Origin of the sequence: Nostoc sp. TCL240-02, from assembly GCF_013343235.1 — a bacterium.
Classification (GTDB): domain Bacteria; phylum Cyanobacteriota; class Cyanobacteriia; order Cyanobacteriales; family Nostocaceae; genus Nostoc.
Window position 1 is genome coordinate 5,140,469 of the sequence record NZ_CP040094.1, and the last position, 15,305, is coordinate 5,155,773.

General features: G+C 43.9%; 21 protein-coding genes. 7 read left to right on the top strand and 14 right to left on the bottom strand.

The genetic code is table 11. From position 1 onward, the window contains the following. Nucleotides 1-510: 510 nt before the first annotated feature. The gene (locus FBB35_RS35860; RefSeq protein WP_368041853.1) at nt 511-1,053 is read left to right on the top strand and encodes a DNA cytosine methyltransferase; all 543 of its coding nucleotides are present in this window, start codon (nt 511-513) and stop codon (nt 1,051-1,053) included. Next, on the top strand, nt 980-1,597 hold the full coding sequence (locus FBB35_RS35865) for a hypothetical protein (protein WP_174711366.1): 618 nt from the start codon (nt 980-982) through the stop codon (nt 1,595-1,597). The genes FBB35_RS35860 and FBB35_RS35865 overlap by 74 nt, the downstream gene beginning before the upstream one ends. Here the strand turns inward: FBB35_RS35865 and FBB35_RS21810 are convergent. The 6 genes from FBB35_RS21810 to FBB35_RS21835 all read right to left on the bottom strand — a co-directional run bounded on the left by FBB35_RS21810 (nt 1,589) and on the right by FBB35_RS21835 (nt 5,902). Continuing rightward, nucleotides 1,589-2,035, bottom strand: coding sequence for a hypothetical protein (locus FBB35_RS21810; RefSeq protein WP_174711367.1), 447 nt, complete (start codon nt 2,033-2,035; stop codon nt 1,589-1,591). The two genes, FBB35_RS35865 and FBB35_RS21810, sit on opposite strands and share 9 nt — an antisense overlap. After that, nucleotides 2,035-2,604 (bottom strand): hypothetical protein, encoded by a 570-nt coding sequence (locus tag FBB35_RS21815; RefSeq protein WP_174711368.1) that lies wholly within the window; start codon nt 2,602-2,604, stop codon nt 2,035-2,037. Before FBB35_RS21815 ends, FBB35_RS21810 begins: the two co-directional genes overlap by 1 nt. A 5-nt stretch (nt 2,605-2,609) precedes the next feature. Continuing rightward, nucleotides 2,610-4,289 carry a hypothetical protein gene (locus tag FBB35_RS21820; protein ID WP_174711369.1) on the bottom strand — a complete coding sequence of 560 codons (1,680 nt, stop codon included), beginning with the start codon at nt 4,287-4,289 and terminating at the stop codon, nt 2,610-2,612. Beyond that, nucleotides 4,255-4,485, bottom strand: a complete 231-nt coding sequence (locus FBB35_RS21825; protein ID WP_174711370.1) for a hypothetical protein — start codon at nt 4,483-4,485, stop codon at nt 4,255-4,257. Before FBB35_RS21825 ends, FBB35_RS21820 begins: the two co-directional genes overlap by 35 nt. Further along, nucleotides 4,482-4,907, bottom strand: coding sequence for a hypothetical protein (locus FBB35_RS21830; RefSeq protein ID WP_174711371.1), 426 nt, complete (start codon nt 4,905-4,907; stop codon nt 4,482-4,484). Before FBB35_RS21830 ends, FBB35_RS21825 begins: the two co-directional genes overlap by 4 nt. A 62-nt stretch (nt 4,908-4,969) precedes the next feature. Further along, a complete protein-coding gene (locus FBB35_RS21835) occupies nt 4,970-5,902 on the bottom strand; it encodes a major capsid protein (protein WP_174711372.1) in 933 nt (310 codons plus the stop codon). Nucleotides 5,903-5,915: 13 nt separating this feature from the next. Between FBB35_RS21835 and FBB35_RS35570 the strand changes: the two genes are divergently transcribed. Next, nucleotides 5,916-6,047: a hypothetical protein gene (locus FBB35_RS35570; protein WP_302480927.1), complete on the top strand. Its 132-nt coding sequence runs from the start codon at nt 5,916-5,918 to the stop codon at nt 6,045-6,047. A 99-nt stretch (nt 6,048-6,146) separates the two neighbouring features. On the opposite strand, the gene FBB35_RS21840 is transcribed toward FBB35_RS35570, so the two are convergent. The 7 genes from FBB35_RS21840 to FBB35_RS21870 all read right to left on the bottom strand — a co-directional run bounded on the left by FBB35_RS21840 (nt 6,147) and on the right by FBB35_RS21870 (nt 11,586). Beyond that, nucleotides 6,147-8,513, bottom strand: coding sequence for a pentapeptide repeat-containing protein (locus FBB35_RS21840; protein ID WP_174711373.1), 2,367 nt, complete (start codon nt 8,511-8,513; stop codon nt 6,147-6,149). A gap of 314 nt (nt 8,514-8,827) precedes the next feature. Next, nucleotides 8,828-9,064 (bottom strand): hypothetical protein, encoded by a 237-nt coding sequence (locus FBB35_RS21845; RefSeq protein ID WP_174711374.1) that lies wholly within the window; start codon nt 9,062-9,064, stop codon nt 8,828-8,830. Further along, the gene (locus FBB35_RS21850; RefSeq protein ID WP_174711375.1) at nt 9,057-9,644 is read right to left on the bottom strand and encodes an HNH endonuclease; all 588 of its coding nucleotides are present in this window, start codon (nt 9,642-9,644) and stop codon (nt 9,057-9,059) included. Before FBB35_RS21850 ends, FBB35_RS21845 begins: the two co-directional genes overlap by 8 nt. Further along, nucleotides 9,637-9,879 carry a hypothetical protein gene (locus FBB35_RS21855; protein ID WP_174711376.1) on the bottom strand — a complete coding sequence of 81 codons (243 nt, stop codon included), beginning with the start codon at nt 9,877-9,879 and terminating at the stop codon, nt 9,637-9,639. The genes FBB35_RS21850 and FBB35_RS21855 overlap by 8 nt, the downstream gene beginning before the upstream one ends. A 151-nt stretch (nt 9,880-10,030) precedes the next feature. Continuing rightward, on the bottom strand, nt 10,031-10,360 hold the full coding sequence (locus FBB35_RS21860) for a hypothetical protein (protein WP_174711377.1): 330 nt from the start codon (nt 10,358-10,360) through the stop codon (nt 10,031-10,033). Between the two features lie 9 nt (nt 10,361-10,369). Beyond that, nucleotides 10,370-11,143: a BRO family protein gene (locus tag FBB35_RS21865; RefSeq protein WP_174711378.1), complete on the bottom strand. Its 774-nt coding sequence runs from the start codon at nt 11,141-11,143 to the stop codon at nt 10,370-10,372. Between the two features lie 128 nt (nt 11,144-11,271). Continuing rightward, nucleotides 11,272-11,586, bottom strand: a complete 315-nt coding sequence (locus FBB35_RS21870; protein ID WP_254625659.1) for a hypothetical protein — start codon at nt 11,584-11,586, stop codon at nt 11,272-11,274. A gap of 194 nt (nt 11,587-11,780) precedes the next feature. Between FBB35_RS21870 and FBB35_RS21875 the strand changes: the two genes are divergently transcribed. The 4 genes from FBB35_RS21875 (at nt 11,781) to c2c8 (ending at nt 14,448) form a co-directional block, all read left to right on the top strand. Beyond that, a complete protein-coding gene (locus FBB35_RS21875) occupies nt 11,781-11,993 on the top strand; it encodes a helix-turn-helix transcriptional regulator (RefSeq protein WP_302480994.1) in 213 nt (70 codons plus the stop codon). A gap of 63 nt (nt 11,994-12,056) precedes the next feature. Next, complete coding sequence (locus tag FBB35_RS21880; protein WP_174711379.1) at nt 12,057-12,206, top strand: hypothetical protein; 150 nt, start codon at nt 12,057-12,059, stop codon at nt 12,204-12,206. 2 nt (nt 12,207-12,208) lie between these two features. Continuing rightward, the gene (locus FBB35_RS21885; protein WP_174711380.1) at nt 12,209-12,886 is read left to right on the top strand and encodes a hypothetical protein; all 678 of its coding nucleotides are present in this window, start codon (nt 12,209-12,211) and stop codon (nt 12,884-12,886) included. A 17-nt stretch (nt 12,887-12,903) separates the two neighbouring features. After that, nucleotides 12,904-14,448 (top strand): type V CRISPR-associated protein C2c8, encoded by a 1,545-nt coding sequence (gene c2c8, locus FBB35_RS21890; RefSeq protein WP_174711381.1) that lies wholly within the window; start codon nt 12,904-12,906, stop codon nt 14,446-14,448. A gap of 340 nt (nt 14,449-14,788) precedes the next feature. Here the strand turns inward: c2c8 and FBB35_RS21895 are convergent, their stop codons facing one another. After that, complete coding sequence (locus FBB35_RS21895; RefSeq protein ID WP_174711382.1) at nt 14,789-15,298, bottom strand: lysozyme; 510 nt, start codon at nt 15,296-15,298, stop codon at nt 14,789-14,791. Nucleotides 15,299-15,305 lie beyond the last annotated feature (7 nt).

Genomic DNA, 15,305 nt, shown 5'->3' on the forward strand with positions numbered 1-15,305 from the left:
CTTACTTGCTCCTGGTGACTGGATTAGCGAAAAAGAATGTCCTTGGTCTTGGCAATTTAAGGGATGTTGTCAAGACATGATAATCGGTGTGTGGGAGGGTAAAGAGTTTTTTGTACCACATCACCTACTGATGGTTTGTGAAATCATTGAGGGTCAAGTTGTTGAAAAATTTTTCACAAAGCCCGAACCAAGATTTAAGGTAGGCGATCGCGTTCGTGACACTTTCCCTGGTAGCAAAAAACAGAGGAAAGGAGCGATCTCGGACACCCCGAAAAAATGGGCTGTGGTGCTTTGGGACGGTGTGAGCAAGCCTCAACAATGGAGTTATGAGCATCTAGAGAAGGATAGCTCGTGGAACCCCGCCCATTTTGGGGAAGTGCCTCATCAAGTTGAGACTGACGGACAGGTGACTATTTTTTTTGATGAAAGTCAGGAGCCGCCAAACCCAGATGATTTTGAAACTATTGAGAAATACGAGGAGGCTTGGGAGAAATGGAACTTACAGCAGGAATGCTTTTTGCCGGCGGCGGGGGTTGTTCAGAAGGCGCGATCACAGCAGGATACAAACCCATCTGGGCAGTTGAAAACAATCCCTACGCCGCAGCCGTCTACAGAAAGCGATTCCCCACGACTCAACTTATCGAACAAGACATTGCCCGACTCACTGACGAATTTATCAGAAATCTCTACAGTGTCGATATCGTCATTGGGGGCAGCCCATGCCCAGATTTCAGCCTTGCTGGAAAACGCGCCGGGATTGAAGGAACTCGCGGACAATTGTTTTTTGAGTTCGTCAGATGTTTGCAAATTATCCAGCCTCCAGCTTTTTTGTGGGAGCAAGTTTCAGCAGTCTTATCAAGTGGAAAGGGACTTGACTTCATCAAAATCCTTGATGCGTTTGCAGAGGTGGGGTATGTGGGGAGTTGGCAAGTCAGGAATGGAAAACGCCACGTCCCCCAAAACCGAGAACGATTATTCTGTGTGGGTATTCACAGGCGATATTCGGGCGACAATACCAAGTCCAGAAAAGAAAACTTTACAGGAAATATTTGAGACTCAAGCTATTCCTGTAAAAGTTTACGTTGATGGCGTGGCAGAGGCTACCGAGTCCCCCGCGATCTGTGCTGCCATCCTCCAGCACAGATCACCATTGCACAGAGACAAAAGAGGAGCGTCATTCGCAGTGCTTTACCGCGCGGCTGGAGGCGATCGCATCTACCACGAACAATCCCCATGCCTGCGAAGTCCCAACAATTCGGGCACAGGAGCCTATAAAATTCGTGAGTACCAAGGTGAAACCTACCTTGAGCGCCCCATCAATGCAACAGAGGCAGAGCAATTAATGGGGTGGGAAGTTGGGAGTACTGCGATCGGCATTAATAAAGAAGGAGATGAGATTGCTATTAGCCAAACTCAGCGAATTAAGATGATTGGAAATGGTATAATTGTTGGCGAAATAGTAGATATTTTAACTGCGATCAAGCCAATACTTTTGAGGCAATTAAAGAGCGAAATACCTGAGCATCTGGAATTTGCTTATTGTCAGTTAAGGCAAAAAGGCATGAGTCATCTTGAGGCGATCAACCGATTAAATTAAAACCATTTTTCCATCTGAATCAAACTTGAACTGCATGAATGCGGCAGATGCGATCGCGTTCCATGCTGCAATCTCTGCTGCATTTACTTTATTCAAAAGCGGTAATCCAGTAACAATTAAATCCCAGCAAGCCTTTACTAAAGGGTAATCTTTATTATCAATACCATCTGTATAACCTGCTGGAGTAACTATTGTTTCCAGTCGGCTTACTGCACGTTGATTTAGTGTAGCGTTAGCTATGCGATTGTAACCAGTATCACTAATCATCGCTCTATTAAAATTTGCCCAATCTGGTAAAAAAGGTGGAGGAGTGCTAGAGATAATGTCCGTGCTTAATGGAGTAAAACCAGTGGGTTGAGGATTCCCATCTGAATTAAGATAAGTTGTAGAAATAAGCACACCATTTTGATAAAGTTGCTGTCTATAGTAAATTGCCATTATCCTGCTATCCTTAATGAAAGTATTGGGCAGTTGTTGTTAGGTGTTCCTGGTGCGCCAGATTCAGGGCTGTCTGGAAATGCAGAGCCATAAGTTATACCAGTCAGCGTAAAACCAGAGAGAAAAGAAACGCCTACAGAAGTTTGCCCTACTATGGAACCAGACAAAGGAGAGTTAGTGTAAGCAGTATAAGTAGTGCTAGCTATTTTGTTCCAAAGCAGCCCCATATAATATCCAGGCTGTATGATTTGGTTGATTGTGATTTCTTTAGCTCCTGAAGTTGAGCAATCTACTGTTGCAGCATCAAACAAAAGTCTTCCGACTGATTTACTTGAATTTGAAAAATATCGCATAGCTAATCTAGCTTCACCTGCTGTCTGTCCAGTACCTACATTTACTGCAATTCTATCTACAGTAATTGTTTGAGGAATAATTATGGGGCAATAAAAAATTTGACCTGCTAGCATACTTGCGCTAACAAGCGAGCCGTCCCCTACACCAGAAGAAAAGTATCTTCCTATTTGATAAAATGTGTTTCCAATTTGAGATGAAATATTTCTCTGAGGCATATTTATTAGCTCCAATATTGAATAATCACAATAGTTCCAGCAGTGGAGCTAGCAAAATATAAAGTTCCAGTAAATGCTTCTTTAGAAAAATCTTTTGCTTCTTCTAGAGAAGTTGTAAGTGTGTAATAAGGCAGTGTAGGAGTAGCTACTTTTCCTGTAGTGTAAGCAAATCTAATATCACCACCACTTAATATTTTGAAAGCGTAAGAGCGAGCATTTGTTAATGCAAAACTATATTCAGTATTTGCATTTGTCAAAGTTAAGCTTCCATTATTTCCGGCAATAGATTCTCTTCTTTCAGTAAATACTAATGCTGTATCAGCAAGTACGGGTGCAACGCTTGCCGCTTTGATTGATGCTTGAACACCACTAATTTGATCGAATAATCTAATAGGATTTCCTATCGTGATTGTTCCTGTTCCCGCGCCAGCTAATATTTTTACATTTGCAGTTCCACTAGTCCAACTCGTAGCTCTTACTCTAATTGAATTACTGCTACTACAATTTCCGTGCCACCTACCTATTTGAGTAGTAGTACTGCGAGTGTAAGCAGTGCCAGCAGCAAAAGCGCTAATTGCTGTATAAGTTGCCCCATTATCTAAGCTACGCTCAAATTGCAAAGTACCAACAAAAGTGCCATCAATTTGAATTGCAAATGATGAGTCACCACTAATAGAAACCGAGGCAAAGCTACTGGCTGTAGGAGTTCCACTGAAAATTGTTTGACTATCTGCCCCAGCAGTGGAGATTGAACCCGCATCTGCTGCGCTAATATTAATAGTTGAACTAACAAAATCAACAAAACTTGTTATAAGTTCACCTCTTTGGGTGGTTCTCAGATTAGTTTTCTGCCCATCTGTAAGCGTTGGCAATGTTGCGCTGTACAGGGCTTCTAGATAAGCTAAAAACTCGGTATTGTTGATTGTTACGTTGCCATTTACGGGAACAGGATTACCAATATCATTAGCAATTTCTATAGAGCTATTTAGAATAGTGACATTCCAGTTTCCTACTTGTCTTGCGCCAACATTCTCATTTGCTCTTTCGATGTTTGCGCTTGTTGGCGCAGAACCGAGAATTGTTCCAGTTGTAAGATTGAGCCAGACAAAAGTGGCAGAGGGCGATCCGCTATTTACGTCTAAAATTGCAACTCTGGCTAATAAATCACCAGTCGAATAGCCAGTACCACTCGCAAGCACATCATAGAAATCAGTTATTGTGTCTTTGTCGGTCGTGGCTAACGGCCTCAGTCCCGCCCCCGGTGTTGCGGCGCTGCCCGTCGGATCTGTGAATGTTACGGTTATTGTCCCAGTTCCTTCATTCACGAGATCGCGACGAACGTAAAAAGCGCCGCTATTATCCGTCCAAATTGTTGATGCAATGTCAAGTTGAGCTTTGATTGCATCTCGCACCTGCTGCAAAGTTGTGTCTGTAGCCGCATTGCTAGCGAGAGGAACAGAAGACAAGCTTACAGGCTGAATTACGCCGCTACCATCAACTTTTAGACGATCGCTAACCAGTGTAGAAGGCAAGCGATCGCGTATCGCCGTCTCCAGAGCGATTTGAGCTTGCTGGTTAGTGGTAGAGGCATCGCCACCTCCACCACCACCGCCAAAAGAGGAGATAATATTGCCGTTAGCATCGACGATATTAGTTTTCTGATACGCCGTCTCTTGGTACGTCATTATTTCGCTTAGATTTTGTTTGGGACTGCTCTGGAACAGTTACTACTTCTGGCTCCAGCGCGACTTTGGCAGGAATTGCTGCTACCACAACAGGGGATGTTGACCAACCAGCTTGAATCCATCCGGGCGCATCAATGGCGGCAATCTCACGAGTGCGATCGCCATCGGGACTGTAAAGAGTGATAGGCTGACTCATGCTGTGATGAACGCTCCATAATTCAAGTTTCCAGGGCTACCAAACTTGGTTGCTTTGGCCCGCAGATAATTAATATTTGGGTAGCTGGCAGAGGGAAGATTTTTCTCGACCCATTCACCACTAAGAGGGACTTGGAATCGTCCAGCAGCACCTTGCGGAGTCACAGTACCCACGGGGACAAAAGTTACATTGTCAGCAGAAGCTTCAATGGTAATTGTCCATTGAGCGCTTCCTGCTACATATCCAGTATGAGCAGCTACATCTACTACTGCTTTGTAGTAGCGAAGTTCAGCCGCATTTAAGCTGCTGATCGCCGTTTCCGCAGTGGTAGCACTAATAGCAACAGCAGTTGTAAAGTCGCGCAAAATCAAATTCGCATCAAGTAAAATCGCGCGACGATTAGCGATCGTTGAACGAGCCATAAATTTTTAATCCTGAAAAATTTTTCAACAAGCGGAAAATAGCATTTTCCAAGAACGAGTTATCAGCTAATTGGCGGGGCATTGGTGATGCCATATAGCCGACCAGCTGCACGACCGTGATAACAGGCGATCGCCGTATACCAATCAACGCGAGTGCGGAATACGGGCTTGGTTTCCAGTTCCCCCAAATCACGAGAACTAACGCCATACACTCCATCAACAGCACCTTGAATGCCATTGAGCATCATTTCTTTGAAGCAGACGCAATAAATGCTTTGGCATTGGGTGCTGGAAGTACCATCAGGACTTGTTTCGGTAAAGTCCATAATTGTGTTGCCGTTGTTGTCATAATCGGCGATGAGAATCGGTAAGCCGTTGTAGCTCATCACCCGGTTGCCAAACTCGTCTTGACTAAAGTCAACATCGCCCGAAACAGTGCGGTTTCTAATTGCTTGATTGAGTTTGCGTCGTGCAGATTTACCCATGATTAAGTGTGTGGGTGTGTCTACTTGGTCAATTAGTGCATCAAGTTTTTCTAAAGATAGCGGGCCACCAGCATCGTTATTAGAAATTAATTGACTTCCAGTTAATCGCACTTGCAAACCGTCAAAGCCGCGCGAATCAATACTGGAGTCGCCCTTGATAAAGTTGTAAGTCCAGCTTAAGGCTAAAGCTTTCACCTTCATCATTTCATGCACAGAGCGGACTTGTTCGCCTTGCATATCAATGATCGCGCGATCAACGTCCAAATCGCCGCCAAAAATCTTGAGTGCCTCAGACTGAGGATTGACCACACCGACCGATTCTTTGTAGGCTTCGTTGATGCCGCGAAAACCCACGCCAGGGAGTTTGTCTTCACGGTTGTAGTGCTTACCAGTTCCGGCGACATTTTCAAAAGGGATGGCGCGGAGAATATCGGAAGAGGCTGCATATTCTTCAATAATTGTTGCAGTAGCGATGGAGGGAGCAAGTTTCGCTGCCTCCAGAAGAGTCATTACCATAGGTGTGATGCAAATAAAATATTGGTTTGTCGCGCGAGAAGGCATCACGCCTACAGCACAGCAGCTGATTCACTCAGTGATTATTTATTGGATTCCCAACCTCTTGCACCTTTGCCTTGAGGTTACTGTGGGAATTTAAGGGTATAGAGAAAAAGGATTATCCCTAAATAAAAACACCACCCAGTTGGGTGGTGTTATAGATGACTGTGGGCGGACTCTGAGGGCACGAGCAAGCAGTTTAATCTTCTGCCTCGACCTCCTCTTGCCAGCCTTTGATAGCGGCAACAATGAAAGCACCTGCTGGGTTGTCAAGAGCTTTCTCAAATGCAGCCAAACTACCCTCTTTAACGGCATTTATGACTCGTTTTTTCAAGGTTGGGTTGCTTTCAATTTGATTTATGGCTTCTGTGGCTACAACCATTTGCTGTGATGTAGTGGTGGTAGGGTAAGTTTGCTCTAACTGTTTTAGTAATTGCTGAATTTCTGCCGCTGCTTGGGCTAGATTCTGTCTCTCTGCTTCGTTTATCACTCCAGCGACTTTTGCCCCTTCCTTGATTTCACCGCCACTCATGTGACCAATGCCAAGGCTTCCACTCTGTTGATAATAGTCGCCACCTGTGTTGAGATTGCGATTGCCAGTCATACTTACACTTCCACCCGTAATCACAATACCTTGATTATGCAAGTTTTCTATACGTGTGCCTGGATTTTCTTTCACAGTTTTAATAATTCCTTCAACTATAGCCTCAGTATTAGGTATGAGTTTTTTCGGGTCGTATAGAGGCAAAATCTGCTCATACCTAGCATAATATTCTCGCTTAAGCTGAAATTGGTTAGCCTGGCCAAATACCTTGAGCCTAATTAGAAACTGGTCGTTACCTCTTTTTTCTAGTCCAATCAACTCAAATTGTACAGGGTAGTCCAAAGTTAGACCTTTGAGGACAGTAACCGCCAATCCTGCATTAATATCTTGCTTATGGTAAAGGTCTAAAGTATCAAGAACAGATGTAATAAAAATATTGAAGTCATTTTCTCCAAAATTACCTTGTTGTGATGGCGGCATTCGATTTGGATCGCGATCGCCTTCCATTGGAAGTTTTAAATATACATACTCGCATTTAACGTTATCTAATCTGGTTTTTCTGGTGATTCCCCAGTCTTCAATGTATGCTCCAGTAAGATCAGCGTTATTGAGGTTAGCCTGGTCTAAATTTGTTTGCACTAACTTGGCTTCAAATAAGTTTGCTTCTTGTAAGTTAGCTTGACTAAGGTTTGTATCAATAAAACTGGCACGAGCCAGGTTAGCTCCTTGTAAGTTCACTGTGCTTAAATCTTGACGGTCAAAGTTTTTGTCCTGTCCCTGCCCTGTAACCAACAATTGACATACTTCTGCATTTTGAAGATAGGTTTGACCAAGGCGAACACGGTCTAGTTGTTTAGCGTTCCGCCAACAGGTACGAGTCAGAATAGCTTTTCTAAAATCTGTACTTTTAAGTATGGCTTTTGTGAAATTAGCATCAGTTAAATCCGCACTGCGGAAGCTTGTTCCGCCAATAGCTGCGAAGACAATAGCGATGTCGCGGATCAGGGCGTGTTTTGGATCTCCATTTAATGCACGTCTACTTATATATGTGCTTATTACTACTAAGACTCCAGCTATGGCTACGGGTACAACTATTGCTACAGCTAATGTATTGGCAAATCTTCCTACTACATCTCCGGCTCCTGTTCCGAATCGACGGGCAAATCCCGATTGATATCCGGCTCCTGTTCCAACTCTGGCTCCTGCTATGGTTCCGGCTATAGCTATAGCCATGTCTATGGCTATGGCTGTAACTTTGACTCCAACTTTTGCTATAGCTAGGGCTATAACTATAGCTAGGGCTATAACTATAGCTATGGTTATGGCTATGGCTACGGATTCGATTCTAATGTAAGCAGCATTATCGCTCGGCCCTACAGGTGTCATTTTTCCGATTGCTGCTAAGGCTAAGGCTCCGGCTAAGGCTCCGGCTCCGGTTGCAGCTACGGACACGATTATGGCTATGGTTATAGCTCTAGCTCCGGCTCCGACTACAGCTACAACTCCGGCTATAGCTACAGTCATAGTTATGATTACAGCTATGCCTGTAATTACATTTATGGTGAAAGATCGAGCTATGGATGAGTTATAGTCATTGACTCCAGCTACGGTTCCGGCTAAGGCTAGAGTTACGGCTACGACTCCTAACCCCCACTGTATTCCCTGGCGAATTGTAACGAAAATGAACATAACTACTGTGACTATGACAGTCCAACCTGCAATACGTTCAATATCAGCAAAATATCGATTTAATACGTTGGAAAACATATCCAACCCCGTTGAAATGCTAGCAAAAGCTAAGGAAAATCCTGATAGACCCATTAGTACCCACGAAACAAGTACCAAGAAAGTAGCCCACCGCCTTTGCAATCCAGCCTTAGCATGACTGAAATCTGCCCTTGTTAGGTTAGCGCCAGTAAAATCAGCACTTCTGATATCTGCACCGCTAAAATTTGCACCCTCAAGGTTCTGACCTCGAAAAGAACGACCTCTAAGATTTTGATGCGAGAAGTCTTGGGGCATGGTTGAAAGCTGTATACAAATTTCTTTTTGGATACAGATATACCATGAACAATTCCAGACTTTTAACGCTTTAAGTTGACTTCATATTTCTACCTTCAAAAATTCATGGAAATTGCAAGTCATAAACACTGGGGCGCGACGGGATCTTTGCGGACTTTCGACATGAGCGAAGAACAAGAGACAGATTTTTTCTAACTGCCTGTATATAAAGCAGCTAAAACCCTCCTGAAAAAGTTGAAGCAGTGCGGTCTTGGGGTAACGCCTAAGTGGAGCAACTGCCGTTTCAAGAGGGTTTTTGTGGTTAGTCCTAGCTATTAATTTCTCGTCAAGCGATGCAATTGTGATGCTGCATCCTCTAAGTACCTAATCACCTCATCAGGTGGTGACTGTTGACGATATCCCCAGCCTGCAAGTGCCTCTAATAAATCTTGGAATGAGTAGCCGTCTTGATCCAACAGGGTGATAAATTCTTCCACAAAGTTAATCAGCCCTTCTCTTCTGGAGTCCCGCAAAGCAGTGCGAATTGAGGTTTTTTGCTCAGAATCAATCATGCTGGGACTCCTCTAATTGTTCAGTCAAGACGGCTTTGTTATTTTGATGAATCTCAACAAGTGATTTTTCGTAGTTGATTTCGGCTTGCAAGACAGATAATGGCGGTGGCTCAATCTCTGACTCTTTAAGCTGGTCTGTGTCATAACCAAGGTCATCAAGTAGCACAGCGTAAATCCATCCCTTGCCTAAGTCGAAAGCCCTTCTTGTCCCTGGCGACTGATATTCAATCCCAATAATTCGACCCTGTTTTACCAGTTGCCCAAAATGGTATTTGGGCTGTGGCCAATGGCTAGGAAAGCGAATGCATGATTTTTCAGCAATGATTTCTGGCGTATCTTCTGGCATGGCGTTACCTCGTTTTTGATTGCAGCCGTAGCAAGCTAGGCGTAAGTTATCGGTTTTGTTACTCCCACCCAAAGAGAGGGGAATGTAATGGTCAACGGTCATAATCTCCGGCGTTAAATGGCAGCCACACCAGAGACAACGACAGCCGTACTTCTCGATTAGGCGTGGGAGTTTGTCGCGTCTTGATTTTCTGTACAGGCGTTTATATCGACGTAAATTGACTGGACTATCCATTGGTTTTGTCGCCTTGCAAGTCTTTCCTTGCAGATAAGCAGGCTTGGACAAGGAAACAAGCCGCGTCTGTGCTTTTGTTATTGACAAATGCGTAATTTGCCAAACCATCTAGCAACTCGTCAAAACTGAAGCCTTGCTTTTCAAGGGTGGTGACAATTTCAACCGTGATGTTGCACACGAAGTCATACCTATGTTCTGTGGCTGCTATGCCCAGAGCCTCAGTTAATTGGTTCATGCGTCCCTCCTGTCCATACCACGGCAAGGGTGTAATGGAGTGCATTCGTTGTTGGTGGCTAATGCTCTTGGGGCGAAAAAATGCACGAGAAATAGAGCAGCGAGTATTGCTACTGAAAAACTTTTCATCTTTCTAAATTCTGTTGATAAAACTATGACTGTTTAATTTGTTCTCTAAGCGCTGCTATACTGCGCTGGTGAAACTCGATTTCATCCTTGACCACTGCTTGCAGCTCCTCGCTCGTCAGAGGTTCAATCTCTGACTCTGCGAGCATATTCAAGTCCAAAATTTCTTCATCGTTTTCCAGCAACCAGTAACGCCATTCCTCTGTTTCGTCAGTTATCTTCACCAGATCCGGAGGATAGTACTCCATGCCGATGATTCGACCTTGCTTTACCATCTGTCCAAAACGGTATTTTGGTTGTTTGTAGACACTGGGGATGGCAATAAATTTTTGTTTTCTACGGTTACGTGCTGTCATCTCATCCCTCTACAGTTCAATCGCTTCCAATACCGACAGATGCCACTGCAAAGACTGGATAGTTTTATCTCTCCCCTTAGCAGTGTCTAGTACCAGTTGGCTGTAATCCTTACCTTTTTCAGTGGGCAGATAAGCGGGGTTTTTATCTGGATTGGGAGTTTGAAAACCTTGCTCTATAAGTAGTTTATTAACCCTAATGGCACTCCACTTTTCGCCAGTTTGGGCTGACAATTTCTCGCCTAATTGTGTTGGTCTAACCAAGCTTTTATCTACTGGAATAGCTAAGGCTGATTTTGCTATCTCTGCTGCTTCTAGTAGAACGGGGTTGTAAGATGCGATCGCATTTAACTTCACCCCCGCGATCAGCTTCGGATCTAATCCCGCACCACCCAAGGTTAAATCAAACAAATCTGAGATTTCTTGAGCGGTAGGAGTAGGAAGTATTGGGGGTTGTTCGGCTTGGGGAAGTTCATACTTGCCAGTTTTGCGAATACTGGGAAGAACTTCTGACGTTACCCACTTTTTGAACCGTTTCGCTTGTGCTTTACGACTACCTAAAACTAAGGAATACAAACCAGACTCGTTTACCGAAAGCATCTCTTGAGAACCGCTAGGGGTTTGCGTTAAACGCAAACCCTTTTCGTCGTCGTCTAATCGTCTGGTTTGAGAAATGTTGATTTCTAGAATTTCACAAATGTCTTGAGCTATCCACCAAGGATCAATTGCTGTGCCAACAAACCGAACCTCATGTGACTCAAATTGAAATACTGTTAAGTTGCTCATTTTGGTTTCACCGTAAATGCATAAAACAGCGAAAAGTGTGGTCATGGGGGTTTCCCCCAGGAACAACTTTTCAAGACAAGGAAGAGGCACTGGTTTAAGTGCCTCAAAAGGTGATAGGAGTTTATGTTTTACGTTGCGAGAATTGCGTTTATTGCTTGGCTATCAGTTGACCACTGACTACGCTGTTCGGTGTTGCAAGGCTGAGATATCCAGAAGCCATCCAGCCTCTGATAGAAAGTGCCGAGTAGGTTAATGCCTTTTTCTCCACCCCAAACGCGGTAGAGCTTGCCGAAGACATCATCAGTTGAATCAATTTCGTAAACTGCTGCTTCTTCTGATTGCTCGGTGAGATGAAGATTTAGCTGGAATTGTGCGTTAGCGAAGCTTTCCGAAGGAATCGCTTGATTGTCTAAAACCGTTGATGCCATAATGAAAGTCTCCATGAATTATGTGGATAGAGAGGCGCTTAAGTTTGCGAGACGGGGGCGCTTTCTCTATAACTATAGTCTCGCCATTACGACTAGATGTCAAGCATTAAAGCTATTTTATTGACGTATAGGTTAGAAAAGTATATTCTAAGGATAGATTCCACTCATTAGAAGGTAATTTAAAGATGCAGTACATAGCATCATTACCAATGCCCATCAAGTGGAACCTGGCTTATCTCATGCTTGAACGTGACGTAAAGACTGGAGAACTGGCAGAACTTACGGGACTTCATCCTAGTACGATTTCAAAGCTTAAGGCATACCGAGAAATGCCGAAAAGACTAGACAGGGACACTCTTATCCAACTTTGTAAAGCCCTTAAATGCAAGCCTGGAGACTTGCTTGAATACCAAGATGAATAAACAAATACGTACCTCAATTGGGCGGGGGAATTGAAGCTGCTGGATCGCTCTTTTAGGAGCGGGATGAAGGCGGAAGTTACGCAAGTAGCACCGGAGACTGAATATGCCTCCCATCGATTTAAATGCAATCCTCGCCCTGCCTTCAGTGCTTTTGGAAGAGCGATCGCTTTTACCCCAAATGCCCTGCGTTTACTTTGTAAGAAAGAGTATTAATTATGAGAGATAAAGCATTTGTCCACATTATAGAATCCCCATCTGATGAAGATATGCTTGATGGGCGAACAGAAGGAAAATCCCTTGCGTCATTGCTTACTTTAGCCGGAATTCCTCATTGCTACAATCTAGTGGCAACAGAAAAAACATTGCGGATAGCACTTTATAAGAGTCTGCCTCATGAAATAGAAAAAACAGGAGGAAAGTTTCCAATTCTTCACTTTAGTATGCATGGAAATCCTGGAGGCATTGGATTAACAGATAATAGAGTTATTACATGGGACGAACTTTGTCATTTAATAATGCCAGTCCAGCAGTTATTGCAAGAGGCTTCCTTGGATTTATTGATTTGTATGTCTTCTTGTCATGGAAGTTTTGGGAGTCAAATGGCACAAACGAAACAAGGATACATCCCATTCAAGTTCTTGATAGGGAATAGAGATAGTGTCCCTTGGGATGATGCAGCAGTTGCTTATAAAGTTTTTTACCATCTTTTGTTTAAAGGACTTGACCTTAATCACTGTTATGAAGTTATGCAATTGGCATCACATAACAACAAGTTTGAGGTATATAACGGGCAGGAAGTCCATCTTAACTGGATTAATTACAATCAACAAATCCGACAAAGATTGATAGAAGAAACGGCTCAGAGGCTACAACGACGGCGGATTATATTTTAGCGGAAAGCAAGTAATATATGAAGACGCTTGAATTTAAAATTTACCCGTCAACTACCCAAGCACAAACTATTGATTTGTGGTTAGAGCAGTTGAAGTGGGTGTGGAATAGGGGGCTTGAAATTCGCCTAGAAGCACAGCAACGACGCTGGAAGGAGAAAGTAAATCGCCCCTTGCCAGACAGCCTAAAACTCAAATGGAAGAACGGTAAATTGGTAGGCTGTGGAGTACGTAAAACCAAGGCTGGACACAAATATTGTGAAATTCGTACTTGCCGCAATATTGAAAATCCACAAAAATTTGCACAGTGTGAATTTTTCAGAAGCGACAATATCCCTAACTGGCTGCGAGATGTTCCTGCAAAGTTTAGATCGAGTGTAAATGACGCCTTAGACAAAGCCTGGAAAGCATACACCAACCCCAAACACCCAGGCAGACGGCCTAAATTCAAGGGCAAGTATGACAAACTCAAATCGCTCCTCAATCGCAATGCTGGAGGCAAAGCTAAAGAACTCAAGCCTGAAAAAATTTCTGGCAGTGATAACGGTTATGTTTGCTTTCCCAAGTTGGGTAAGTTGTACATCAAAGGTTTATTTAAACGATTCTCTGCTAACTGTAATTATGGTGCAGCAAGAATACTAAAAGAACCATCGGGTTACTATCTCCAGGTATGCGTCTCGTCCACTGATATTCAACTACCACCCAACAACAAGGCAGTCGGTATCGATCCTGGTGTAAGTGCCGTTATTGCCACTGACAAAGGGCGATTAGTGCCGAATCCCAGACTCTTAGACAAAAAATCAAAGCGACTTCGCTTTCTTCAGCGTAAGCTGGCACGACAACATAAGGATAGCAACAGCGCCAAGAAAACTAAAAAACTGATTGCCCTATGTCATGAAAAAATTCGACGCACCCGCAATGCTTTCTACCACAAACTCAGCACTAAGTTGGTGCGTGAGTATGGCGCGATCGCATTTGAAGACACCAAGCTGCAAAATATGACCCGTCGCCCGAAAGCTGTATTGAGAGAAGACGGCAACGGGTACGAGCAAAACGGAGCCAAGCGCAAGGCTGGATTAAACCGCAGCTTGCTAGATGTAGGTATTGGTGACTTGAGAGCCAAAATTGAGGCTAAGGCTGCATCTTGGGGCAGAGAATTTGAACGCACTCATGCACCATATTCTAGTCAGAATTGCCATTGTTGCGGTATCAAAGGCGATAGATGTAATCAATCAGAATTTATTTGTATTAACCCTGAGTGCAAAGCTTACGGGCTAATACAGCAAGCAGATACCAACGCTTCACAGAATCATCTGCTCAATTCAAGTTTCCTTATTTCAGGGAAGTACCGCTCTTGGGAGTGGGAGCTTATGCCACTGAAGGGGGGCGAAACGCCTTCGATGCAGGTGGAAGCTGTGCAAACAGCACCGGAAGCTGAATATGCTTCCCGATCGCGAGGACTGGGACAATCACAAGCCTCACTCACATCTCAAAAACGCTCGCAAACAAGCTGTATTCAACTCACTTTATGGGATTGGGCAGCACAAATGGATGCGGGAGGATGATGGCGATCGCAAGCTGGCTGATTGGTTGACTGTCATGGGCGATCGCTCAAGTGGCTATAATCACCTCATGATTCCTGTGTCAGTAGTTGGCTGTAGGGGACGGTAACAGAGCAAGGGGAATCAATGGTTGGTAGCAAATATTTACGAGCATACTTATCAAGTGGCTTACTCCAATTGCCATAAGCTTCTCCGTCCTCTACAGTCCAAGTGACTGAAATGATTACTTGGAGCGAAATCTCATCAGACTTAAAAAATGGTAGCCACTGCTGACGACGGCAGACAATGCAACCTCCGTTTAGCCCAGCCCAAAACCTGACAAATACCCATCTATGAAACATTGCTAATTTGCAAGCCAAAGTTGAGCTTCTCTTGTCCGGCGACGACGTAACCCAGTTTCTACGTTACTGCCTGGATTGCAGTACAAACTAAAAACTCGCGTTACTTCCTTGACATCGCTCCATTGGTCAGAATTTTTTAGCAGTCTGCTAATGCTGGCAAAGCCGGAACCGTTGTAAAAATTTTTACCTAAATTGTAGCCAAAGCTCAAAATCGCTCCTTTCTGGTTATCATTCAAGTCACCCCAAGCAGGGATTTTTTGAAGTCCTGGCAGGTAATCTTTCTCCAATTGGGTGATTAGCATCTCATCAGCTTGTTCTTGGGTGATACTTTCCCCTAATTGCCAATTACTACCATCCAATTTTTTGGTAGCACCCCAGCCGATAGTTATGGGTTTGCCCCCTGTGCGTGGATCGGGGTAGGCGTGGAGGTTGCAGCCCTCAAATTCTTTAATTAGGTCTAGACCTGGTGTTGGTAGTTTTGTCACGGCGATCGCTGTTATGAACACGCTCATAATTCCT